This is a genomic window from Amycolatopsis sp. NPDC051071, assembly GCF_040682875.1.
Taxonomy (GTDB): Bacteria; Actinomycetota; Actinomycetes; order Mycobacteriales; family Pseudonocardiaceae; genus Amycolatopsis.
Genome location: NZ_JBFBBY010000019.1, coordinates 1 through 24,280 on the forward strand (window position 1 = coordinate 1; position 24,280 = coordinate 24,280).

Annotated in this window: 13 protein-coding genes and 4 pseudogenes; 4 read left to right on the plus strand and 13 right to left on the minus strand. The window is 67.9% G+C overall.

All coding sequences use genetic code 11. The features are described 5' to 3' along the window. Window positions 1-366, minus strand: a pseudogene (locus AB0M65_RS09495) (IS982 family transposase); the annotation flags it as partial. 537 nt (window positions 367-903) lie between these two features. On the opposite strand from AB0M65_RS09495, the gene AB0M65_RS09500 reads away from it, so the two are divergent. Further along, window positions 904-2,826 carry a hypothetical protein gene (locus AB0M65_RS09500; protein ID WP_364024047.1) on the plus strand — a complete coding sequence of 641 codons (1,923 nt, stop codon included), beginning with the start codon at window positions 904-906 and terminating at the stop codon, window positions 2,824-2,826. Between the two features lie 35 nt (window positions 2,827-2,861). Here the strand turns inward: AB0M65_RS09500 and AB0M65_RS09505 are convergent. Continuing rightward, window positions 2,862-4,090: pseudogene (locus AB0M65_RS09505) on the minus strand (IS3 family transposase). 104 nt (window positions 4,091-4,194) lie between these two features. Here AB0M65_RS09505 and AB0M65_RS09510 point away from each other — a divergent pair. After that, window positions 4,195-5,316 (plus strand): annotated as a pseudogene (locus AB0M65_RS09510) (IS256 family transposase); the annotation flags it as partial. Window positions 5,317-6,265: 949 nt separating this feature from the next. Here AB0M65_RS09510 and AB0M65_RS09515 read toward each other — a convergent pair. The 4 genes and pseudogenes from AB0M65_RS09515 to AB0M65_RS09530 all read right to left on the minus strand — a co-directional run bounded on the left by AB0M65_RS09515 (window position 6,266) and on the right by AB0M65_RS09530 (window position 9,172). Continuing rightward, complete coding sequence (locus AB0M65_RS09515; protein WP_364024050.1) at window positions 6,266-6,442, minus strand: hypothetical protein; 177 nt, start codon at window positions 6,440-6,442, stop codon at window positions 6,266-6,268. Further along, window positions 6,439-8,379, minus strand: a complete 1,941-nt coding sequence (locus AB0M65_RS09520) for an RHS repeat-associated core domain-containing protein (RefSeq protein WP_364024053.1) — start codon at window positions 8,377-8,379, stop codon at window positions 6,439-6,441. Before AB0M65_RS09520 ends, AB0M65_RS09515 begins: the two co-directional genes overlap by 4 nt. 39 nt (window positions 8,380-8,418) lie before the next feature. After that, window positions 8,419-8,823 (minus strand): annotated as a pseudogene (locus AB0M65_RS09525) (RHS repeat protein); the annotation flags it as partial. Continuing rightward, window positions 8,783-9,172: a transposase gene (locus tag AB0M65_RS09530; RefSeq protein WP_364024056.1), complete on the minus strand. Its 390-nt coding sequence runs from the start codon at window positions 9,170-9,172 to the stop codon at window positions 8,783-8,785. The pseudogene AB0M65_RS09525 and the gene AB0M65_RS09530, both read right to left, overlap by 41 nt. A gap of 235 nt (window positions 9,173-9,407) precedes the next feature. Here AB0M65_RS09530 and AB0M65_RS09535 point away from each other — a divergent pair, with 235 nt between their 5' ends. Continuing rightward, window positions 9,408-9,686: a hypothetical protein gene (locus tag AB0M65_RS09535; protein ID WP_364024059.1), complete on the plus strand. Its 279-nt coding sequence runs from the start codon at window positions 9,408-9,410 to the stop codon at window positions 9,684-9,686. A gap of 1,149 nt (window positions 9,687-10,835) precedes the next feature. Here AB0M65_RS09535 and AB0M65_RS09540 read toward each other — a convergent pair. Genes AB0M65_RS09540 through AB0M65_RS09570 form a run of 7 tightly spaced genes read right to left on the minus strand, consistent with a single transcriptional unit; the run spans window position 10,836 to window position 23,788 of the window. Beyond that, on the minus strand, window positions 10,836-11,228 hold the full coding sequence (locus AB0M65_RS09540; protein ID WP_364024061.1) for a hypothetical protein: 393 nt from the start codon (window positions 11,226-11,228) through the stop codon (window positions 10,836-10,838). Then, the gene (locus AB0M65_RS09545) at window positions 11,228-13,810 is read right to left on the minus strand and encodes an Hsp70 family protein (protein WP_364024243.1); all 2,583 of its coding nucleotides are present in this window, start codon (window positions 13,808-13,810) and stop codon (window positions 11,228-11,230) included. The genes AB0M65_RS09540 and AB0M65_RS09545 overlap by 1 nt, the downstream gene beginning before the upstream one ends. Further along, window positions 13,810-14,361 (minus strand): hypothetical protein, encoded by a 552-nt coding sequence (locus tag AB0M65_RS09550; RefSeq protein WP_364024064.1) that lies wholly within the window; start codon window positions 14,359-14,361, stop codon window positions 13,810-13,812. The genes AB0M65_RS09545 and AB0M65_RS09550 overlap by 1 nt, the downstream gene beginning before the upstream one ends. Next, window positions 14,345-14,791: a hypothetical protein gene (locus AB0M65_RS09555; protein ID WP_364024066.1), complete on the minus strand. Its 447-nt coding sequence runs from the start codon at window positions 14,789-14,791 to the stop codon at window positions 14,345-14,347. The genes AB0M65_RS09550 and AB0M65_RS09555 overlap by 17 nt, the downstream gene beginning before the upstream one ends. Continuing rightward, a complete protein-coding gene (locus AB0M65_RS09560) occupies window positions 14,788-19,740 on the minus strand; it encodes a hypothetical protein (protein ID WP_364024069.1) in 4,953 nt (1,650 codons plus the stop codon). Before AB0M65_RS09560 ends, AB0M65_RS09555 begins: the two co-directional genes overlap by 4 nt. Continuing rightward, complete coding sequence (locus tag AB0M65_RS09565; RefSeq protein WP_364024072.1) at window positions 19,737-21,005, minus strand: serine/threonine-protein kinase; 1,269 nt, start codon at window positions 21,003-21,005, stop codon at window positions 19,737-19,739. Before AB0M65_RS09565 ends, AB0M65_RS09560 begins: the two co-directional genes overlap by 4 nt. Next, on the minus strand, window positions 21,002-23,788 hold the full coding sequence (locus tag AB0M65_RS09570) for an AAA family ATPase (protein WP_364024074.1): 2,787 nt from the start codon (window positions 23,786-23,788) through the stop codon (window positions 21,002-21,004). Before AB0M65_RS09570 ends, AB0M65_RS09565 begins: the two co-directional genes overlap by 4 nt. A 129-nt stretch (window positions 23,789-23,917) precedes the next feature. Here AB0M65_RS09570 and AB0M65_RS09575 point away from each other — a divergent pair, with 129 nt between their 5' ends. Beyond that, on the plus strand, window positions 23,918-24,280 hold the full coding sequence (locus AB0M65_RS09575; RefSeq protein WP_364024077.1) for a hypothetical protein: 363 nt from the start codon (window positions 23,918-23,920) through the stop codon (window positions 24,278-24,280).

A 24,280-nucleotide genomic window follows, 5' to 3' on the forward strand; every position in this document is an offset into this window, starting at 1 on the left:
CCGCGACATCCCGCACGGCACCGGCGTGGCGTCGGTGATCCACAGATCGTCGAACCAGGACGGACAACACATCGCCACAGTCATGATCGCCTTGCGCAGCAACGGCTGCGCGGTCTTGAGCCGCTTGTGATAACCGGACTGAGTCAGCATGGCGGGAAACAAGGCCCGCCACCCGGCGTCGGCATGAATATGCCGGATCCAGCGGCGCTCACTGCTGTAACGCAGCAGCACCTGCGCCACCGCCATCGTGATCAGCTCACTGTCAGTCAACGCCGGCCGCCGACCACGACCAGCACGGGGCGGCACGACATGGTCGTCGACCAGCACGTACAGTGCGGTCAGGAGGGTGTCCAGCTCATTCGTCACAGTTTGATCTTGGACACCCTCCTCTCATGCCCGCACAGCCGCCCCCCTTCACGCAACCTTCACGGAATCACTCATCTAGACCGGCGCGTGCCTTGGCTTCGTACCAGGCGTTCCGGCACCGCACTCGCGTGGCCGTCCTCCTGCGTCGCAGAAAGCCGCCCGGCTCGGACACTTCCTCGTTCCACGACCACTCCAAACGCATCAGGCGGTGCAGCCGGTCGTGGTCCCGTGCGCCCAGGAGATGGCTGGGCAGATGCCGCAGGTAGTAGTCGTCCAAGTCGGCCGCTGGATTGGGCTGCGGAACCGGAGGTGCACCTGTCGTGGCCCCCACTGATCCACGTTCACCAGTTGTCCGCCGGAAAATCACAGCACCACTCACACCCCCTGCGGTCACATGCCCGGAGTACCGCCAAATGCACACGTGACCGACCACCCGTCACTTGGCAGTCCCAACGGCTATTTGCCTCCGCCCATAAACTGGCACCGGGTCGTGGCCGGAACATGAGTGGTTGGAGGGTGAGGCTTGCCGTACGCCGTATGGCTGGAGCTGACTGCACCGGAGCCGGTGCGCGATGCGGCCGCCGGCAACTGCCGGATCTGATCGTCGAGCTGCTGAAGGCAGGCTGGGACGTTCCCGTCGTGCCGAGGCTCGACGACGAGGATGACCCTCCTGCCGTCGATGAGGACGAAGACACCGGCCCCGGCCTTCTCGATATGCGCGTGCTGGGATATCCCGACGGCGCCATGATCGGACTCGCTGTCGACACCGAAGTCCTGGAGGTCGCGACCACTATCGGCGCGAGCCTCGGACGTCACCTGGCGGACGCTGCACCCGCCCTGCTGGGCTGGACGACCGACTCCCTACGCGCCACGAAGCTGACCTCGCCAGACCCCTCGGGTGACTGGTTACCGCCGCTGCGCGACGACGGCCCCCGGTTCCCTGTGGCGGAGCACTTGCGCAGCGACCTGCTCGAGATGGCTGCCCAGTTCCTGATCGCCGGCGCCGTACGCGACCTGCACGACCCCACCGGCGAAAGCCGCTACACCCCCGAAGCGGTCGACGCCGCCGACCTCGTCGCCGGAGCCGCCACACAGCATCCCTGGGGCCGCGAAGTGGCAGGAGACCTCGGCACACTCCTGATCGCGGCCGGCCGCGGCGAAGCCGCCTCCGGCACCCGCCGACCGCTGATCGGCCGTGGCGGCGGGGACACCGCACTCGCACAGCAGCTGCTGGAGTCCGTACGCGGCGAGATCGACGAGCCGACTATCGCGTTCGACGACGACCGGATGCGTGGCCACGTACTCGTCGAAGAGTTCATGGAACGCCACGACCTGCAATGGAACCAGCACAACGACGAGGACCCCGATGCCGGCGAACGGCGCAGCAGCGACCAACTACGGGCGCTGCTGTGGGCCGGGCTGCGGGCCCTGGCCACCCTGAGCCACGACGTCACCGACCACGCCCGCTCGCCCTGGCTCTGGCTCACCGGGCTCCGCATCGACAGAATCAGCCCCGCGGTCGGCGTGCTCGCCGAAATCGACGACGAACACCTCACCGTGGCCGACGAGGACGACACCGAGGAACTCGCCAGCGCGGCCCAGGCGCATCTGATCGTCCGTGCGGCGTTGCTGTATCCCGACCTGCTCGAGAGCGAAGACTTCACCGAGCCCTGGTCACCGCTGTCCGACACCACAGTCACCGCCGGACCACTGCACCACATCGCCGGCGAGGCACTGACCGCCCTAGGCTCCGACGCCATCCAAAAAGCGGCCAGCACCACCAAACTCCGCAAGACCGCAGACCTCGTGCTGCCCTCTCTCCGCGCCATCGAGGCCCTGCAAGAAGACAACGAGGATGACGAGGGCGACCCATACAACGATCTCTTCCACGCTCTCGAGCAGCTACTTCCCGGGCCACGCAAGAAAACGAATAGACGGCTCCGTCTGATCCGCGACTTCCTGTCGCTGCTCACCGCCGCAGCGAACACCGCATCCGAAACACCAGCCAAGATCGCGAGCAGCCTGACCATCGCGCCCGCCGCGACAGCCTGCGTCCTGCTATCCAGCGACGACAGTGATCGGACCGAACAACGGCTGCAAATACACATTCTCATCGCCGCAGCCGCCCTTGACCCCACCATCGCCGGAAGCTACGCCGCCGACCTCCCCGCGTTGCGCAGCAAAGACCCTCGCGACGAACCCGCCCTGCGCAACCAGGTCAACATCTGGTGGAACCGCGTCCTCCACGTCATCCGCCAGCAACCCGAACTCCTCAGTGATCAGCCACCGTGCCCGGATCCTGGTGCCAGCCTGCTGAAGACGACGACAGACAACACAGAACCATCGAGCACACTCGACCACCTGACCACAGCACAAGCCGCTGTCGCCGTCATCCAAGCCATCTCAGCCATTAGCGTCGCCCACGACGACCCCGACCTTCCCGCCGAGATCCTTCAGTGAACCGCCCCGGGTTCGGTAGAGACTCGTTACTGGGGTCAGGCAACCAGGCTGGTCAGGTCACCGATCTCGTACAGGGTCTCGAACTCGGTCGGTGGCCGATAGCCACAGGCCTCGTGCAGTCGCCGATGGTTGTACCAGTCGATCCATGCATTCGTGGCTGTTTCGACCTCCCGCATATTATGCCACGGGCCTTGCGGTTTGATCAACTCCATCTTGTAGAGACCGATCGTGGATTCGGCGAGCGCGTTGTCGTATGCGTCACCGACCGTGCCGATCGACGCGTCGATATCCGCGTCGATAAGATGCTGGGTGAACCGAAAAGACGTGTACTGACTCCCGGCGTCAGAATGGTGAACAAGTTTGCTCTCGCCTTCTTGTCACCGGTAGTCACGGTGCCGCAATCCCATGTCGATAGCGTCGAGCACCAGATCGGTTTCCTTGGACATACTCGCCCGCCAGCCGACGATCTTGCGGGAGAACACGTCGATGGCGAACGCGACATAGACGGTGCCGGCCCAGGTGGCGACATAGGTGAAGTCCGCAACCCACAACCGATTCGGCGCACCCGCAGCGAACTGGCGTTTCACCAGGTCCACCGCCCGCACACCGTCCTTGTCCGAGATGGTGGTGCGGACCGTCTTGCCGCGGACGGCGCCTGCCAGACCCAGCCTGCGCATCAGCCGCTCCACCCGGCACCGGCCCACGACGACACCGTCCCGGTTCAGCTGACGCCAGATTTTCCGGGCACCATAAACACGGTAATTCTCGTCGTACACGCGTTGGATTTCCTTCATCAATTCCTCGTCACGCACCGCCCGCGCCGAGAGCGGACGCGTCAGAGCGGCATAATAGGTGGAAGGGGCGATCTTGATTCCGAACTCGGTCAGCACGGTACAGATCGGCTCGACCCCGAACCGGTCCTTGTGTTCCGTAATGAACGTTACGAGCGCGGCAGTCGAGGGTCGAGCTCCCTCGCGAAGAAAGCCGACGCCGCCTTCACAATCTCATTCGCCCGACGCAGCTCCGCATTCTCCCGACGCAACCGCTTCACCTCGTCGGAGTCCTCGCTCGACATGCCCGCCCGCGTCCCCGCGTCCACCTCAGCCGCCCGCACCCACTTGCGCAGCGTCTCACTGGACACATTCACCTTCGCCGCGACCGACACGATCGCCTCCCACTGCGAGCCATACTGCCCAACCTGCTCAAACACCAACGCAACAGCACGTTCCCACAGCTCAACCGAGTACTTCATCCTCCGAGCCATGATCTACATCCTCACTCACACGAGGAGCCTCCATCAAACCCGGGGCGGTTCAGGGTGATGAGACGGCATCGCGGCGGCTCGCGGACGCGTTCTCGCCGTCCACGATTGACGCGTTGCTGAAGGACGCGAAGTCCGCTGGCACGCCGATCGATGGTGTGGATGGTCTGCTGAATCAGATGACCAAGGCTGTGCTGGAACGTGCTTTGCAGGCCGAGCTGACTGACCATTTGGGTTATGACGCGGGCGATCCCGCCGGTCATGGGTCCGGCAATTCCCGTAACGGGAAGTCCCGGAAAACTGTGTCGACCACGAACGGCCCGGTCGATATCGAGGTGCCGCGTGACCGGAATGGTTCGTTCGAACCGGCGATCGTGCCGAAGCGAGCACGACGGATCGGCAATATTGATGACATGATCCTGTCGCTGTATTCGCGGGGGATGACGACTCGTGATATCGAGGCACACCTGCGTGAAGTGTATGGGGTGAATGCGTCCCGGGAATTGATCTCGAATGTGACCGAGGTGGTGGTCGACGAGATCAAGGCGTGGCAATCACGTCCCCTGGACGAGGTGTATCCGATCCTGTATGTCGACGGGATCCGGATCCGGGTGAAGGACAACGGGGTCGTCACCACCAAGGTCGCCTACCTGGCCATCGGTGTCGACGTGGACGGCCGCAAGCACGCCCTGGGCTGCTGGATCCAGGACACCGAGGGCGCGAAGTTCTGGCAGAAGATCCTGTCCGATCTGCGCAATCGAGGCGTCAAGGACATCCTCATTGCCTGCTGCGACGGCCTGACCGGCCTGCCTGACGCGATTCACGCGATCTTCCCGGACACCGTCGTGCAGACCTGCGTCGTGCACGTCATCCGCAATGCGATGCGGTTCGTGTCCTACGGCGACCGCAAGAAAGTCGTCAGGGCGATGAAAGAAATCTACACCGCGCCCACGCTCGAAGCCGCGGAACTCGGCCTGGCGGAATTCGACCGGCAATTCGGTACGCAATACCCGGGTGCGATCGGCGTGTGGCGCAACGCGTGGGACGAGTTCATCCCGTTCCTGGACTACCCACCGGAACTCCGTAGAATCGTCTACACCACCAACGCCATCGAGTCCATCAACTTCCAACTCCGCAAAATCACGAAGAACCGTGGACACTTCCCCGACAAAGACGCCGCCATGAAACTGCTCTATCTCGGACTCCGCAACATATCCAGTCAACGAGGAGGCGATTCCGGGACACACTGATCAACATCTTTCCCGGACGCATACTTTTCTGATAACCTACAAACGTAAGCAATCACCTCTGGCTTACACAAAAAACGTGACAGGCTCAGTTGCCGATCCTGTATACACTGCCGGGAAAGTCAGTGATGAGATCACCGAAGCCCCGGCGGTGTTTTTTGGGTGATGAGAATGCCCTCGATCAGCCGTCGCATCCGCGACGGAAGTGGTGGACTACCTCCTCTTCTTAGGCAAATTTTTGGCAAGATCTGACCTGAAAAATAGAACGAGTGCTACCACTACTACGACGGTTAGCAGTAGGAAGGTTAGCCATGGCAAATTATACTTTTCTGCAAGGGCAGCGCCAACAAAGCCTGCAACGAGAGCAAGAAGTACCATTACCAAAGTCGCTACGACGTGTATAGTTTTTGATTTAAGTCGATGTCCCATTTAGTCAATTTCCCTTCGGGTTCGCGTTCGCCGCGCAGAGAAGGTGACAGGGTCCCGGCCAGGTACATATCGTCCAAGACCCTGTCAGCCCTTAGCACTTCGCGTTTATTACTTGCGGCAGAAGGTTCGGCACAGGGCTGGACCGAACCGTTTGCGCGTTGCGACTCCAATGCCTACGACGGCGCCGAGCCCACCACCGATACCGGCACCCGCTCCGGCGCCCGCACCGCAGCCGACTGGGCCAAACGCACAGGCGACAAGACCCGCCCATAGCGCCGATGCCAGCGCCAGCGAATTCCCCGATAATATCCGCGTCCGAGATGAAGTCGTCGACACTGTAGGCGCCGGTGGGGTCGCCGCTGTTGATCGGGTCGCCGGTGGCGTAGTTACGGGTTGATCTCCTGCCCTGCGGGGTCGGGTTGGGTGAAGCGACCCCAGGTAAGCTGATGACGGAGAGCGCAAGAACCAGCCGCGCTCTCCGTCATCGTTTCCCATCCTGTGGCTATCGCAGTTTTTCCCATCTGCGCTTCACGGAAAGGGCAGAGTAGGCAAATAGCAGTGCCAGAACCGCCGCCATGACGATATTGAGGGTGGTGGGCCAAAAGACAGCCAGCACGACGAAGGTGACGAGCAAGATTCCTGAGATGACCAGGAAGACCATGCTTGTGGATTTGCTCATCGTGTCTGGTTCTCCTTGCGTTCAATTGATGTGGCTAGCTGCACGCGAGCGCCGCATTGGTGATAGCGGTCACGGTGGCGACTGTCGATCCCACTGCCAGTCCGGCCGTGACGCCGGCTGTGGCGGCGCTGGTGACGTAGGTGGCGGCGGTCCCCACCAGGCCGAGAATGGAGGTGACGCCGGCCTTGACGCATGCTGACGACGCGGCGCCTGTGGGGTTCTGTTCTGTTGCAGGGGTCTGCTTGGGCGTAGTTGTAGGGGTTGGGTTCTTGGCCGGTGGGGTCGGTTTGGGTGAAGCGGCCCCAGGTGGGGTTGTAGTTGCGGTAGCCGGTGAGGTAGGTGCTGTTTCGGAGTTGGTAGGTGCCGATCCAGCGGAAGTGGTTGGTGTCGGCTGCCGGGCCCGTGGCGGTAGTGGTGCCGTACGGGCTGTAGGTGTAGGTGGCGGCCAGGTCACCGTTGGTGTCGATCAGGCCGAGGACGCTGCCTTGGTAGTCGGTGATGAGGTTGTGGCGTGCTCCGGTGGCGGTTTTCTGGGTGATGGGGGTGCCGTCGGGGTCGCGGGTGTAGCTGGTGCGGGCTCCGTTGTCGGTGACCTGCGTGGTGCCGAGTGCGGTTTCGCCGAAGACGTGGGTGGTGCTGGTGCCGTTGACGGTTTCGGTGATGGTGCGGCGTTGGGTTTGGTCGACGGTGTCGTAACTGGCGGAGAACACCTGCTGTCCGCCGGTGGTGGTGCGGGTGAGTTGGTTGGTGGGGCTGTAGGTGTGGCTGGTGTCGCCCGCGGTGTTGCTGGTCAGGTTCCCGGCGCCGTCGAAGGCCAGTTTGTCGTTGCCTGCTGTGGTGGCCTGGTTGGCGGTGTTGATGGTGAACGCGGTGCCGGCCAGGTTGGTCATGTTGCTGGCGTTGTCGTAGGCGAAGGTGTTGTTTCCGGCTTTGGTGAGCCGTCCGAGGCTGTCGTAGGTGTAGGCGGTGGTGTCTCCGTTGATGTTCTTGGCCTGTAGTTGGTTGCTGTCGCCGCCGCCGGGTTTGGTGTAGTTGTAGGTGTGGCGCAGGAGTGGGATTCCGCCGGTTTTGTTGACGGTGATGCTGGTTTGACGGCCGCTCTTGTCGTAGCCGGTGTACTGCACGGTGCCGCCGGCGAGGTTGCTGCGGGTGCGGCGGTCGGCGTCGTCGTAGCCGAAGGTGGTGCTCTGCCCGAACGGATCGGCCAGCGTGGTGAGCCGGTCCGCGGCGTCATAGGTGTAGGTGGTGGTGCCGCCCGCGTCGGTCAGGGTTGCGAGGTTGCCGACCTTGTCGTAGGTGTAGCCGACGGTCTCCACTGAGGTGCCTTCGCTACGTTTGACTTGGACCGGCTGGCTGGCCGCCGGGGTTTTCGCCCACTGGAATGAAGTAGTCACCGCACCGAATCGGCGCGTGATCAGATTGCCGATCGCGTCGTAGGTGCTGGACTGCGAGGCTTGCCCGTTGCGGCTGACTGCGACCACGCGGTCGAGTTTGTCATAGCTGTAGTCGAGGCGCACGCCGTTGCCGTCGGTGACGCTGGTGACCCGTGACAGCGAATCGTAGCCGTAGCGGGTGGGTTGGATCGGGCCGGACGGGTCCATCGAGGTCAGGTTGCCCGCGGCGTCGTAGCCGAAGGTGGTGAGCTGCCCGTTGCCGTCCGCGCTGGACGCCACGGTGCCCTGGGGATGGTTGTAGGTGAGGACCTGCAAGTCGGCGTTCAAACCGGTGGAACGCACCTTGGTGAGGTTGCCCGCGTTGTCGTAGTCGCGGGTGACTTCGTTGTTCTGCGGGTCTTTGACCGAGGTGGGTAGGTGCGGCTGCCCGGATTTGGTGTAGCCGATGGTGTTCTTGGCGCCGGTTGGCAGTTCGGTGCCGATCAGATTGTTGAGGCTGTCGTAGCTGCGGGTGGTGTTGTTGGTGAGCCCGTCCGTGGTCACCTGGACATCGCTGTTGGCGGTCCAGGTCTTCTTCTGTGAGTGGCCGAGCGCGTCGATGGCCTCGGTCTGGCGGCCTTGGTCGTCGTACTTGTAAGTGACCTTGTTGGTGTTGGCGTCGGTTTCGGTGGTTTGCTTGTCGCCGTAGGCGAATAAGGTGGTCAGCGGGCCCGCCTGGCCGGGAACCCGTACGTCGGTGACCCGGTCGGACGAATCGTAGAAAAGTTGGGTCTTGCCCTTGTTCGGGTCGATGAGGGCGCTGAGATTGTTCGCGGCGTCGTACTGCAGCGTGGTCTGATTGCCCGCACGGTCGGTGTAGCTGCTCAGCTTGCCCGTTGAGTCGTAGACGTAGCTCGCAGCGGTGGTGCCTGTGTGGTCGGTGATGGCGGTCAGGTGCTGAGCACCGTCATAGGCGAAGGTGGTGACTCGCCCTTGGGAGTCGGTGATCGATGCGAGGGTGCCGTTGCCGTGGTAGCGAGGCGTGGTGCTGTTGCCGTTGCGGTCGGCCTGTGTCGTAAATGGTCATCGCGGGTGGGAAGTCGTTGGGCATCTGCCGCCAGGCGATCCCGCCCCGGCTCAGGTAGAAGATCGCGTCCAGGACGAGACGGCGAGGGTGTTTCTCGGGCCGGCCGCCTTTGTCGGTGTTGTTGCCCGGCGGTGGCGGCAGCGGCGCGAGGATCACCCATTGGGCGTCGGTCATCGACGACGACGGGTAGAACGGGCACAGCGGCGGCGAGGTGAGCGACTCACCGTGGGCCGGACACGACAAACACCGGCAGATAGGCGACACTGGCACGCGAGCTCCTGGTGGGACCGGTATTGGTGTGAGAACCACCAGTCCTACCGGGAGCTCACCCCATTCCCCGGCATCACCACGCCAACCACCGCCATCAAGTTCTCAGACGCCCTCTTACGCCGACGGCCGTCCGTGGATCGGTTTCGACTACCGCCAGCGGCTCGCCAAGCGGCTCGCGGAACAGGACCGCATAGATGATCTTCGCCGCGTAAGCTCAGCCAGTGCAGCTGGAACCATGCACGCTGAGCCTTACCTGGTAGCCCTGCCCGCTTTCCACAACGCACCCGAGAAACTGGCACGGGATGCCGTCAGCGACGACGGCTTATCGCTACAAGCCCTCCGGCTCCTGGCTGTGAACGGCTTCGTCGCCCACGCCAACGAACTGCGGCGCTTCGGCCTGACACCCGACGGCGACATCGCACTCGATGCGGACTGCGCAAGTTCCGCCACGCCCGCTCTGATTCGAACCCTACGTCGAGAACAGCTGATCCGGCTCGCCGAAGTAGCCTGGTAGCACCGCAGACGCCGCACGGTCATCGTCCTGATAGCCCCATGGCTTCGGGCAAGAGTGGTCACCCGGTTGATGGCTTCACCAGCGCACGCGACATCTCCGCGACGCTCTGCACCCTAGCTTCAGCCCGCTGAACCGCCACCTCACTGGCAGACATGGTCCGAGGCCGAGTACTGCCTCTTGGCCTGCGAAAAACTGTCGACGAACCGATCTTCCCGGTAGGCTGCGGTCACTGGCTTGATCGACCGGGCTTCCGGCCTGCTCGCCGGGCATCTCACGGTGCTGGGCGTGCCAGCGGAGTCCCCGCCAACTGGAACTTCTGGACTGACCGGCCCTGCCGACCAGGCCACGTCTTCGAGTGATCAGGATGAGAACGACGAGGACCTGGTCGAGAAGGCGCGGTCGGGAGTTGCCGCCGTCAGTGATCGGCGGCCGTGGCGTGAAGACTCAAGGCCAGTGGTTCGCGCTCGGCAGAAAGGCCACGTCCATCACCAGCGGACTGGATGATCGCACGGACCGGGTGGACGAGATCCTGAAGGAGGCGGGGTGCATGATGCGGCCGGTGACGGCCGGAAGCTCCGGGGCCCATCACCGCACAAGTCCCCCCGACCAGCATTATCCTCGTCGGTTCGCCGCCATCACGCCAGCTATGACACGGCCTCTCTGATCACCACCTCGAGTGGGACTGATCAGACGCTGCCGCGGTTGGATGGTAACGACGTACTCACCGCCGCAGGTGTCACCGGCTCAACGTCAAAGCTCGACGTTGTCGATTGCGGCCCTGGGCCGATAGAAGTCACTGGGTGTGGAAGGTGTCCGTCATACGGACGGCGTGCTGGGCCGTCGGCCGGGCACCACTGTCCATTCGGGACACTTAGACGGTAACTACACCGAAGTCGAACACAGACAGGCTCGGTCTCGGGAGTGGTCGATCCCTGTGGGGCGCACACCCACGGCTCAGGCAGTCGACGGCGTGTCCTCCGGAAGGACACCGGCTCGGCGTGGCGGCTGGATTCGGTATTCGCCGCCTGACTATCACCACGTCTACAACCGCCTTGGCTACTGCTGAAGACAACGACAGTCGACGAGGCAGCGCGGCCTGCCCGCCTCAGACGACATCCCTGCCGCCGGTCTTTCGAGACGCGGCGGGCGTCATGACCGGATCCGCGGCGACGCGGGCCCAGTTCCGGAAGTCGGTGCCGGCAGGCGACCGAGGCCCTCCGTCGCGAAAGGATTTCCGGGAGAGCAGTCCAGGACCGCTTGCCAGTGGGTCTGTGCCGTCTCGTGCTCGTCGAGCTGGTAGCTCGCCAGGGCCAGGGCGTTGCGCGCCTCGGCGTCCATCGGACACCAGTGGACGACGGCGGCGAAGAGTTCCCTGGCCTCGTTCAGGTCACCCGCCCTCGCTGCGGCCAGGCCTGCGTTGAACAGCTGGGCCGGGTAGGCGGACAGGCGGCCGAAGTGACGCAGCGGAGCGGTGCAGCGGACGCACGCGTCGGCGTCCGCTGCGTTTTCCGCGCCGCAGCCGGGTAACGGGCAGCGCAGCATCACACCAGCTCCTCGGGGAGGAGAGCGGCGTACCCATCGCCGGACTTGGGAGTCAGTACGTTCCTGATCTGCCGCAGCCGCTGGGAGTGCTGACCGACCCGCGTGCGGACAATGGCCGGATCGCGGTCGACGTCGCGTTCGAGGGTCGCAAGGGCGCGCTGGATCTCCGATATCTCCCGCTGGAAGTCCTTCCGGCGCCTCGACTCCGCGAGCCGCATCACTTCGGTGGCGAACTGGACGACTTCCCTGACGTAGGCGGCGGTGCGCTGGGATTCGGTCCCGGTGTCGTCGCCGCGCCCCGACCGGCGGTAGAGCCCGGCGAGGTAGTTGCGGATGGCGTCGAGCTGCGCGATCGCCTCGGCATAGGCGCGCTGGTCACGGTTGCGGTAGGCACGTTCGCCGTGGTCGGCCTGCGCGTTGATCGACTTGGCGACGTCGTGCTGGTCGTGCTGGATGGCCAGGCCCTCGGTGACCTGGTGGACGATCACGTTGAGCTCGCGGCAGTTCGCGACGAGCTCGTCGAACTCTGTTTTGGGTGGCTCGAGCACGTCTTCGGTGGCGGGCAGGTCGTCGACGACGACCTCGAGCTCTTCGAAGTCGTGGACCGCCTGCGCCCGGTCGCCCCTGGCCACCGCGGCTTCGAGTTGTTCCGCGAAGAAATCCCACTTCTCCTCGGCCACCGCCCGGTCACCGGCCTTGAGGAACTGGACGCCGTCGCGGAACCGGGCGGTCAGGTCGTCGATCTCCGCCCGTGTCGGGATGTCCCGCTCGGGCGGGTCGACCACCTTGGCGTCGAACTCAACCGAGCCGATGGCGCCCTGCACGGTGATCATGGCCCGGCCGTCGACGCGGACGACGAAGGTGATTTCCGTGCCCCGGGCGGTCGTGGAGGGCACCGGAACTTCGATCACCTGGATCCGGCGCCGGCGCTGGTACAGCGGGAATAGCACCTTTTCCGTGTCGCCGGGATGCTGGAAGCTAAACCGTGCGTCGGTCGGCAGCGGCGTCAGCGCCGGGAGCAGTTCCTTGCGAACGGGCTTGCCCGCCCGGCTGACCTCCAGCAGGAATGGCTTGGGGAGCTTGCCGGGCGCGTCGCCGCCGTCGGGACCGAGGTCATCGCTGTGCGAGACCGGGCGCGCGGTCGACATCACCGGTGTCCCGGCGCCGTCGAACACCTCGAACGACAGCAGGCTTTCCGCCCCGGACTGGATCGGGACCCGGGTGAAGGCGAACGTCCCGCCGGAACCGAGGTCGGCGTCGTCGTCGTAGGTTCCGGTATTCAGCTGGATGTGCCCGCCGGTGAGGTCGATGTCGTCGGTCAGCGCCTCGACCTTGCCTGCGACGCGGGTCCGGGTCGTGCCGGTGGCCCCGGTGCCCCGGAAGGAGATGCGCACGGTACGACCGCGGTCCTGACTGACCAGGCCGCCGGTGGCCGACGCGCGGACCGCCGCGCCCAGCGCGACGATGGTGTCCACCTTGTCGTAGACCGGCGCGGCGCAGCGCGCTCCGGTCGGCCCGCACAGCTCCTGGGTGACGAGCTCGCGCACCAGCGGGATGTGAGTGGACCCGCCTGCCAAGATCACCTGGTCTACATTGGACAGCGTGATACCCGCCTCCTTGGTGGCGACAGCGATCGCCTCGTGGCAGTAGCCGAGGGTCTGGGTCAGCAGCGGGCGGGCGACGGCCTCGAACTCCTCCCGCTCGACGAACCTGTCGATGATCACCGGGGTACCGTCCTTGTCCCGGACGGTCCCCGCGTCGCGGAACATAAAACCGTCCTGAGTGGACAGAGCTTGTTTCACCCCTTCGGCCAGCATCCGCAGCTGCGCGAATCGGATCCGGTCGTCGGCATCGCTCGCGACGTCGAGGTCGAACGCGTACCCGTCCTCGATCAGGTACTCCTGGATCCGGCCTGCCATCTCGATGTCGATGTTGTCGCCGCCCAGCATGGTGTTGCCGCTGATCCCGAGCACCTCGAACGCCCCCGCGGTGCACCGCACCACGCTCACGTCGAAGGTGCCGCCGCCGAGGTCGTAAACGAGGAACGTGCCGTCCGTGGTCTTGGTCGACCAGCAGTGGTAGCACGCGGCGGCGGTCGGTTCGTGCAGCAGGTCGAGCACCTCCAGACCGGCGAGTTCGCCCGCCTGCCTGGTGGCCTCGATGGCGGGGTAGTCGAAGTAGGCAGGCACGGTGACGATCGCCCGGTCGACGACCCAGGAGGCGCCGTCGGACTCCCAGGTGGCGACGTCCGTTTCGATCTGCCGCTTCATCTCGGCCAGGATCTTCGAGGAGACCTGTTCGGGAGACATGTCCTCGTCGGTCACGCGCACGGTGGTGCGCCCGCCCATCAGCCGTTTGACCGAGCGGATCGGCTCCGGTGCCGTACCGGCGCGGCGGGCCGCCATCCGTCCCACGACCAGGTCTCCCGACCTCGGGTCCTTCCACACGCAGCTCGGGGTGGTCACCGTATGCCGGGTCTCCTTGTGCAGCAGGACGTCCGTGTCGGCGCGGTTCATCACCGCGACCGCACTGTTGGTGGTGCCGAGGTCGATCCCGACCGCCTTGCTCAGGATGTGTTCCATCACGTCTTCCCCTCGTCGGCGCCTTCGCGCGGGTCCGGCGCGCCCATGATCACCAGGCCGGGGTGGACCACCTCGGCTCCGTATCGCACGATCGGCTCGATGGTCTCGGCGACCACCTCGCCGGCGTATTCGGGACCGTGCCGCCAGCCCGTGACCCGGACCAGGTCGCCGACCTCGTCGAACGGCCGCCCGGTCGGGTCCAGGACCGTCAGCCCGCCGCGGTCGAGCGCGGCCATCATCTGGTCGCGCAGCACCAGGAAGGTGCGCCGGGGCACGGCCAGCCCGGCGTCGATCAGTGCCTGGTCATGCCTGCGCAGCGCGGCCGACAGGGTGAAGACCAGCACGGCTTGCTCGGCCGCGGCGGCGTGAACCCCGGCGAGCGCCTCGGCCGCCGCGGCGCGCTCGGCGTCGAGGTCGCGGCGGCAGCGCTGCAGTGCCGCGGCCAGTTCCGAGGCGGGCGAGAGCAGCTCGACGGGCGCGGCGACCGGCCGTTCGCCGAAGGCCGACCAGCCGAGCTCGACCGGCGCCGGTGTCTCAGCCGAAGAGGACATGGCGCACCTCGATCGGCGGGGTGCCCCAGACGGGACGCACGGGCGGGTCGGCCAGCGCGGCGGCGACGTCGGGTTCCGGCAGGGCGAGCACCTCGTCGAGCACCAGCCCGAGGACGGCACGCAGGTCGAAGTCCGCGCGGCGCAGGGGGACGGCGCCCTCCGTCATCGCGGAGAAGTCGACCGGGTTGCGCCGGTTTTCGTGCTCGAACGGCTCCCAGTCGCGCTCGAGGTAGTCGCTGCCGGGAACTTCGAGCAGCTCATGCCGGAGCCGGACCTCCGGGTGGGTGATCAGCGCGCGCCGCGCTTCGGCAATCGCATGGCGTTCGGCGTCGGTTTCGGCCAGCTCGGCCGCCTCGGCGGCCCGATCGACGATCTCCTTGCCGGTCGCGTCCGCGGGCAGTTGCAAGACGTGGAAGGGGTTGCGGTTCACTGTGCGCGCCTCAGTTCTTCGAGGTTCCTGCGGATGGTCTTGTTCTTCGGATCCAGGGCCAGTCCGTCCTCCAGCAGCTCGCAGGCCGTGGTCAGCAGCTGCGTGTGCTCGATCCACCGGGCCGCGCAGGACCGGCAGAGCCGGCCGCGGTGCTCGTCCCAGAACATTTTGACGGTGGCCTGAAACTCTCCCTGGACAGTGACACGCGCCACGACGGAGGCGATCAGCGCGACGCGTGCCGGTTTCGCCGCTCCGCCGCACACCGCGCAATCCTGGCCGCCCGGCTGGAAACGCGTGCTGCGGTCCAGGATGCCGGGGAATCTGCCGTCCAGTTCGGCGAACAGGTCGGCGGAGAGTCCGTACTGGCTTCCTTCGATCGCCAGCCGGGCCCGCTTCATGACGTCGGCGAAGGCGTTCTCGAACGGTTGCTGCGCCTCCCGCGACTCGTTCGCCAGGTGGATCGCCTCGGCGTTGAACGCCGCCGCCAGCTGTTCCGGCAGGGCCTTGCGTTCGGCACCGCGTGCCTGCGCCATCCGCTCGTCCGCGAGGCTTCTGGCCAGGGTCCAGTCCTTCGCGCGCATCGCCGCGCGCAGATTCACGGTGACCAGGCTGGTCTCGGCCAGCGCACGGATGCCGGGTTCGGGATCCTCCCGCAGGACCAGGTTCAGATCCTTGCGGGCGGCATCGAGCTTGCCCTGCTCCATGAGCCGCGTCGCCCGCCGGAAGTACGCCGCGGCCCGCAGCTGCCGCCGGACCTGCTCGGTAGCCGCGCTTCCCGGCTCGATACCGTCCAAAGTGGACAACGCTTCGTCGTCGCGGCCCGCCTCGATGGCTTTCGCCGCTTTTTGGAGCTGCCGCGCGGCCAGTTCGTCGGCGGCGTCGGCGAGCAGGGTCTCCGCGTTGCTGTTCCCCGGATCCCAGGCCAGCGCTTCCCGGTAACGGGACCGGGCCTTCGCCGGGTCGCGCAGGCCGAAGCCGCGCAACATCAGGTGCCGCGACAGTGTCTGGTTCGCGGGGTCCATGGCTTTCCCCTTGTCGCACAGCGGTTCCAGCGCCCGCGCGACCGGGGCCGCCGCCTCGGTCAGGTCGGCGAGCTCGGCCATCTCTTCGCGGTGGTAGACGGCCATGGCCCACTCGTTGTACCAGCCGAGCACGGTCTGCAGGACCGTCCGCACGGGCACGTCCAGGCGCAGGAAGGGCTTCATAGCGGCGATGCCGCCCTCGTAGTCCGCGCTGATGCCCTCCGGCAGCCGGGCGATCGCTGCCGGATCGGCGACCACCTCGCGAGCCGCGGCGATAACGTCACCGACCCACCCGTCGAACGTCTCGCGGGCGATCGCCGCGACCTCGGCGAACCGCTGCGGATCGACGCCGCCCGGAAACGGCAGGCCGAACTCGGCGAGCGTGCCTTGCACGGCCGTCACGTCGTCGCAGCCGGCCAGGAAACCCAGGTGCCGGCGCGCCGCGTCCTCGTCACCGTCGGCCAGCGCCCGACGGCCACGGACGGCGTGCGCGGCCAGCAGTTCCCGCATCACCTCGGCGCGCAGGCGACGTTCGTCGTCGCGCACCTCGTCGCGGCAACGCGCCCAGAACCGTTCGGAACTCAGCAGCCCGGCCCACAACGCGGTGGCCACCACCAGCGTGCCGGCCTGGCCGGGGGCGGCCAGCGCACGCTCACGGTAGAGCACGGCCAAGGCGTGCTGAATCAGCAGAGCCGACCCCAGGTGCGGCACGAACCGCCGCCATGCCGTCAGCCCGGCGGCCCGGTCCTTGTCGAGCAACGCGTAGAAGAGGGCGTCGTAACTTTCGACGGCGCGTTCGAGCACCCGGTACCGCCCCGCGTACTCGCGATCGTCGTCGCCAGGGAACAAGTGGCCGAGCAGGCGATCCACGCACCGGGCCAGCACGAGCCGCCGGGCCCGCGCGGAGAGGCCGGATTCCAAGCCGTCCTCGACGCACTCGTGGAGCCGGGCGAGGCACAGCAGCGCACGCTCCTCGTCACCCCGGGCTGTGGCCGCGGCGAGCGCGCGTTCGTTCGTGGTCCAGGTGCCGTCGAGCCTCTTCCTCCGGCCCTTGGACACCGCGAGTTTCACTTTCCGGAAATCACGGCGCAACTTGTCCAATTCAGCGGAGGTGGGCATTAGAGCCGGTGCGGTCGTCGCGTCCGCCACCCGGGCGGCCAGCAGCAGATGACCGGCGGCGCGCAGTTCGTCGCCTGCCCGCCTGGCGATGACCGCGCGGTGACGCAGGATGGCGGCGTACTCCAGGCACGCCCGGCCACCCAGGCCCGCGTCGCCGATCGCCCTACGCCAGAAGGGATCCGCCGTCTCGTGCTCGCCGATCGCGGTCAGGTGACGCGCGGCCGTCAGTGGATCGCCGACGGCGTCGCGGGTCGCCCGGTGCACCAGCCGGGTCAGGTATTCGGGGGCCCGCCGGGTGCGGACCGCGGCGTGCAGATGCGGTAGGGCGGCGTTCAGGTCGACGAGGCCGGTCAGGTCGTGCTCACGCAGCACCGGCACCAGGCTCTGCAGCGCGCGGGCCGGGGCCTCGTCCACCTGCACCGCGGCCATGAGGAGGAGGGTGGCCAGCCCGGTCGGTACGTCCGGGGCGGGCGGCGGGTCCGGCAGCGGGGCGGGCGCGCCGGTCAGCGCCGCGGCCGCCAGGTGGCAGAACCGGGACTCGGCGGACTCGTCGGCCGGGACCGCCCGCAGCGCTCGCGCCGCGCCGGCGTCGTCCCCGTTCCCCAGAACACGCTCGGCGATGGCCAGTGCGGTCGGCGCCCCGGCGCCGACCAGCTCGTGGGTGGCCCCGTACCGGCGCGCTCGGCCTGCCGCGGCGACCTCGCGCATCCGCAGGGCGTCGGGACAGCCGGTCGCGGTGGCGAGCTCGTCCGCCAGGTCGCCAAGGGCCGTGACGCGGATCGGGTCGTCGGTTTCGAGGCGGGCACGGGCGAGCCCCACCGCCACGGCCCGCACCGCGGCCGCGGGCGGGTCGTCCGCCCTCACCAGCGCGCGCACGCAGTGCGCGGCCGCGTCGATGCCCGCCGTCGCCGGTTCGCGGGCCAGCGTGACCAGGGCCGCGGTCCAGGAAACCCACGTGGGTTCGGCCTTCCACGGCGGCTGTTCCGGCACGGGCGTGCCGTCGCCGTCCGGACCGGCCGCGGCGGCCGCCCATTGCAGCAGCCGCGCGTCCCGTGGCGTGACGTCGCCGAGTTCCGCGGCGGCGCGAAACTCCTCGGCCGCGCCCGCGAAGTCCCCGGTCGTCAGCAGGAACTGCCCGTGGGCGTACCGGGCCCTCGGTTCGCCCACCTCCAGCAGCGCCGACAGCCGGACTCCGGCGTTGTCCTGGTCGGCCCACGCCCGCATCAGCTCGACGGCCGGATCCGTGCGCCGGGACAACCGCTCGAGCCTCGCCGGATCCCGGGTGAGCACCGACAGCACCAAGGCCGCCCGCGCGTACCCCAGCCCGTCGGCCGCGTACTCGAGCAGCCCTGGCTCCGGCCAGGCGAGCCCGGTCCACACGAGCTGGTCGGCCAGGGGCAGCCGGGTGAACCACGGGTCGGCCACCCACCTCGTGGTGTCACTCCCGTTCTGCGCGGCGATGCTCGCGCCGATGCCGCCCCGCACGTGCTCCAGATGCGCGGTGGGACCGCCGTCCACCCCGTCCGGCGTCCGCGGCGCGGTCCCGGTGCCTGCCAGGGCCGCGCGCGCCGCGACGACCGCGGCGGCGGATTCCGGAAGCCCGTCGGCGGCGGCCTCCGCGGCGATCGTGTCCGCGGCACCGGGGTCCGCTTCGATCAGCAGGCAGCCGATGGTCCACCGGTCCGAATGTCCCGCCGCGGCGGCAAAGCGCGTGGCGATGCCTTCGCGGTCGCCGAGCAGGAGCAGCGCCCATGCGGCGTGGTAGTTCCACCCGGGGCGGTCGCGATGCCGGTCGGCGAGCGGCACCAAGGTCTGCGCCGCTCCTTCCGCGTCGCCTTCCAGCAGAAGCGCCCGGCCGACCGCGTAGTCCAGCCACTCGGCGGCCTCCACGCCGACCCGCAGCCGCGCGAGCCGGGCCGAAGCCGCCGGGCACAGTCCGTCGACGTCGGCATCGTCGAACCAGCGCAGGACCGCGCTCAGCTCGGCCAGCTCCCCGACAACCCGCGGGACATCGTGCCCCGCCGCGAGGGCAGCGATGCGGTCGTGCGCGCCGGAACGCAGCCAAGCCGACGCCAGGCCCACCAGCGCGTGGTGCCCGCCGCGGTCCTGCTGCCACGCGGCCTCCAGGTAACGGGCGGCCCCGGCCGGGGCGTCCTCGACGAGCAGAGCCGAGTAGCCCAGCGCGAGGTCGATCCCGGGCAACGTGACTTCGGCGGCGCGAAGAACGGCCGCCAGCTCACCGGCCGCGGCGACCCGGTCCGGGTCGGCATCGAACCCGACGACCAGCGCCGCGGCCAGGATCGCGGTGATCGCGCCCTCGTCCGCCGATGCCGCGCCACCCGTCAGATGGTCGACGTAGACCTCCCGGAAGTACGGGCCGTCGGCACCGCGCCGGGCCAGCTCGCGCGCCAGCGCCGACTTCGCCGGCGCCGGGAGGCCCGCCCACCAGTAAAGCGCCGCCATCCTGGCGCAGGCGACGGCGTACTCGCCGCGCGCGTCCCGCGCGGCGATCAGCGGCGACCAGGCGTCGGCGAGGCCGAGCCGCCCCCCTGACCCGTCCGCGACGATCGCGCCCCTGGCCTCCAGATCGCTCAGATCGTCGGACGGCAGCGTCCCGCCGCCGATCGCGAGCACGTCGGCGACGTACGGCGGCCACGAAGCCGCAAGCGCCTTCGGGTGCTCGGTGAACTCGGTCTGCAGAGCCAGCAGCGAGCGGAGCCGGTGCGCCGGATCCGGCTCGGCCAGTGCCGCGGCCCACCGGTTCCGCAGCCTGCCGTGGCGGGTGAACCGGTTCGCGAAGGACGTCATCGCCCGCCACCTCGCTCACGCCCGCGAAGTGTCTCGTAGCGGCGTGCCTGGAACTCGTTGCCGGAGCGGCGGTACGCGTCGGCGAGCCGGGACAGCAGCCGGACCCGATCGCGTGTGTCGTGCAGCAGTGCCGACTGCTCGGTCAGATCCCACGCCTCACGCAGCCTGCGCGCGGCCTCGGTGTGCAGGTCCAGCTTGCCCAGCACCTCGCCCAGCTTGCGCAACAGCTCGAACTTGGCGTCACGAGTGGTGGCCGCCGCGAGTTCGCCTTCGAGCTTGTCCCGCACCTTGTGCAGGCGCCGGACGGACTTGCTGTCGGCCGGGCGCGCTAACTCCACTTCGACCTCGTCGGGCACCGGGTCCTTGCGGCTGAGCGCTTCGAGCAGCTCGGCGGCGTCGCGGAACCGGGCACCTGGCTCGAACTCCAGGCACCGCAGCACGATCCGGTCGAGTTTCGGCGTGACGGTGTTGCTCAGCACCGACGGGCGCACGGCCGGGTGCCGCCGCTTCGCCTCCGCCACCCACTGCGTGTGCAGGTGGTCGGGTACGTGAACCGGAGGCACGAGATCACGGAACGGGTGCTGCCCGGTCAGCCCCTCGTACATGAGCAGCCCGAGGGAGTAGACATCGGAAGCCGGGTTGCTGAAGCCTTCGGACGTCTCCGGGGCCATGTAGGTCACCGTCCCCGCCACGCCCTGCGCGTAGCCGAGTTCCTGGACGCGGGCGGCGAGACCGAAGTCGACCAGCCGGACACGGTTGTCCAGTCCCAGCAGGACGTTGTCCGGCTTGAGGTCGCGGTGCACCACCGGCGGGTCGAGCCGGTGCAGCGCGCCGAGCGCGGTGGCGATCTGCTTCACCCACGTGGCAAGCTGTTCGGCGTCGATCTTGCGCTGCCGCGCGAACCGGTCGGCCAGCGTGCCGCCTTCGACGTATTCCATGGCGAGGAACGCCCGGCCGCCGGCCCCGATCAGTCCGGCGTCGTACACCTGTACCAGGTGCTGCCTGGCCGCGGCGTCGGTGATCCGGTCCATCGCGTCGGCGAGCAGGAAAGCGTCGTCCAGCAGGTCCAGCGCCGCGGCGGCGGTCAGCCCGGTGCGGTGGGAAAGCTTGAGGGCGACCCGGCGCAGCGGCTTGCCCAAGGCGCGTTGCCTGCTCCGGAAGACCGCGCCGAACGCGCCCTCGCCGAGGTAGGTTTCCAGGACGTAGTCCCCGACGAGCTTTCCCTCGAGGTCACGCGCGCGGACCTCGCCGATCGGTGCTGTCACGGGCTCACCGCCGCCGTGAACGCGACGTCCACCGTCGGTGCCGAGGGCAGGGCGTGGTGGCGGCAGAGCACTTCGATCCGGCCACACGCCAGGTAGTCCTTCGGCCGCCGGGTCGCTGCCCGGACGATCGGGTCCTCGACCAGTTCGGCGATCAGCTTCTTGACGATCCGGCCGCCCTCCCGGCCGCCGGAGCGGCGGTTCTCCGTGTCGGCGACGTCCGCGATGTGCGCCACGAGCGAGCCGGGGACGACGAGCTCCTTCTCACGGCTCTCCAGCCAGAACCGTTGCCGCTCCTGGATGATCTTCCGGGTGATACCGGCCATCGCCGCCCGGTCCAGCGGGTCGAAGACGATGATCCGCTGGATGCGGGCCAGGAACTCCGGGGGGAACACCGCCTCGTGGGTGCCGGGGTGGCGAACCTTCGGCAGGTGCTCCCGCACGGCACGGGCGATCTCGGCGGGCTCCGCGCCTTCCGCCGACAGCCGGGAGATCACCTCGGCCCCGGCGTTCGAGGTCAGAATGAAGATTGCCCGGTCGGCGTGCGCGCGGACGGCGCGCTGGTCCTCGATCCAGCCCTCGTCGAAGAGGTTCAAAAACGGCTTCCAGACGTCGGGGTGCGCCTTTTCCGCCTCGTCGAGAAGGAAAACGCAGTATGGGTCGGCGTTGAGCTCGTTGATCAGCCTGCCGCCACGTTCGTGCCCGACATAGCCCGCCGCGACCCCGATGATCCCGGTCACCGACTGCGCCTCGAGGAAGTTGCCCATCGCGTAGGTCTGCAGCCGCTTGGACGCCGAATAGAACCGCGCGAGCGCCTTCGCCAGCTCGGACTTGCCGACGCCGGTCTGGCCCGCGAAGAACAGCACCGACCCGGAGCGCAGCCCGAACTTGATCAGGCGCAGTTCCTCGGCGACCGCCGCGACCGCGCGCGGCTGTCCGACGACATGCGCGCCGAGCGCCTGCTCGTAGTCCTCGCCCGCTTCGGTGTCCACGCCGGCGAGCTGGCCTTCGGGCACGCCGGACACCCGCGACACCACCCGGATCACGTCGGCCACGTCGACGGTGCGCCGTTCACTGCCCTGGACCGCCTGTTCGAAGTCCAGGTCTTCACACGCACGCCGCAATACCGCGACGGCTTTGCGGGGCAGCCGGTCGTTCAAGATGTAGTCGGCGCACAGGCCCACCGCCCGCTCCACGCCCTTCTCCGTGATCTCCAGGCCGAACTCCGCGCCCAGGAGCCGGGCGGCGGCGCCGACCATGTCGAGTGCGATCTCCCGGTCCGGCTCACGCACCTCTACCCTGGTCACCTGCGACCGCATCGACTGGTCGCCCGCGAGCAGGTCCTCGTAGTCGGTGGCGTCCATGATCCCGACGACCTGGACCCGGCCCTCCTTGAGCGCGGCCCGCAGCACCATCCGGTGGTCGGTCCCGGACTCCCCGCGCAGCAGCGCTCCCAACCCGTCGAGACAGAGCACCAGATCGGTGCGTCCGGAGACGTGGGCGATGACCGCGGCCAGCTTGCGTCCGCTGTCTGTGGGCGCCACGTCCCGGCCGTCGACCCACAGGAAGCGCTTGTGGCGCAGGAACGCGATCTCCCCGGTGGCGGCCAGCCTGGCCAGTTCCCGGACCAGGGTGGTCCGGCCGACCCCGTCGTGGCCGGTGACCAGCACGTGGTTGGCGGTCTTGCGGAACAGCGCTCGCACCATGAGTGCCAGCGGCTCGTCGAGATGCGCGGCGTGCGGAATCGTCTCGGTGCGAGCGTTGTGGGTGAGGTCCTCGGCGGGCAGCAGATCACCGGGGAGCCGGAACGCCACCTCCGGCGGCGCGCTGCCCCGGGTGTCCCGCAGGATCTGGTCGAGCTGGCGGTGTGCCGTGGCCAGATCCAGCCGGAGCGGTTCGCGTTCGAGGATCGAAGCCAGCCGGACGGGCGGATCCTCCAGCAGCGCGCCCAGCAGGTGCTGCGGCCCGACCCGGTCGACATCCCACAGGCGGGCCAGCCGGTGCGCGGCGAGCAGCAGCGTGACCATGGCGTCGCCGAGGTCGGCGCGGCGCAGCTGCAGGGAATCACGGGCGTGCTCGGAAATCCGGAAGCCACTGACCAGCGCCTCCGCCACCCGCGCCGGGCCGACGTCCGCGGGCACCTGCAGGCGGACCAGTTGCTCGGTCAGTCCTTCAGTCTCGCCGAGCAGGGCGATGAGGCAGTGCGGCGTCAGCACCCGGTCGTAACCCAGCTCCGCCGCGTGCACACACGCGTGCTGCAGGACCGCCCACGCCGGCTCGGTGAACACCTCGGAGCGCAGTCGTCCGGACGTTCCTTCGAACAGTTCGATCCCGGGCTCGGTACCGTGCTCGCCCCGTTCGCGTAGAACCCGGAGCACGACGTCGGTATCCAGGATCTTGATCCGGATTTCCAGGTTTTCGAACACCTGGGCCAGCAGCAGTTCCAGGCTGTGCCCGGCCGGTTCGCCGGTCCGGGCGGCGTCGAACGCGTCGAGCGCCCGCAGCGCCGCGGCCGAGAACCGCTCACGCCGCCCGTCGAACTCCTCCTCGGCCGAATCCCGCGGATTGTGCACGGCGATGATCTGCTGCACGTGACCGACTTCGGCGCCGGTCGCCAGCGCCATCGTGACCGCGGTGAGGACCTGGCGGTCACCGACGGACAGCGCCGCGGCGAGGAAATCGCTGGGGCGCACCGGCGACGTCGCCCGGTCGACCGCTGCCAGCACGACCTTCTCGGTCCGCTCGTCGAGCCCTGCCGCGCTCAGCACCCCATCCTCGAAAAGCACTCGGGCTCCCTCAACTGTCTCAGCGTTCGGTGCCGTATCGGCGATTTTGCCCCAACCCGGAGGCCTCCCGCCCGGCAAACGGCAAGAATAGGTCATCATTTGTCACCAGTCGCGTACTATCCGCTGCCTATGGATACCCATGTTCACCTCGCCGTCCAGCTCGACACGGCCGCGGACGAGGAGCTGGCCGAACTGGCCGACCTGCTGCGCGGCGCGGGTGCCGAAGACGTCACCCGGCCCCGCTTCGGCACCCCGGTTCCTGGCACCCGGGGCGTCGACGCGGAGATAGCGGACGTGGTCGCGAACGTGACGCCGGCGATCGGGCTGCTCGAACGCATCGTGTCCACCCTGCGCGGCTGGCTCGCCCGGCGCCCCCGGCGCACGCTCAAGATGACCATCGGCGATGCCAGTGTCGAACTCACCGGCTTCACCACCGCCAGCGAGGAACAGCTGGTGCAGGCATTCGTCCGGCACGTCTGCGAACGGGGCTGA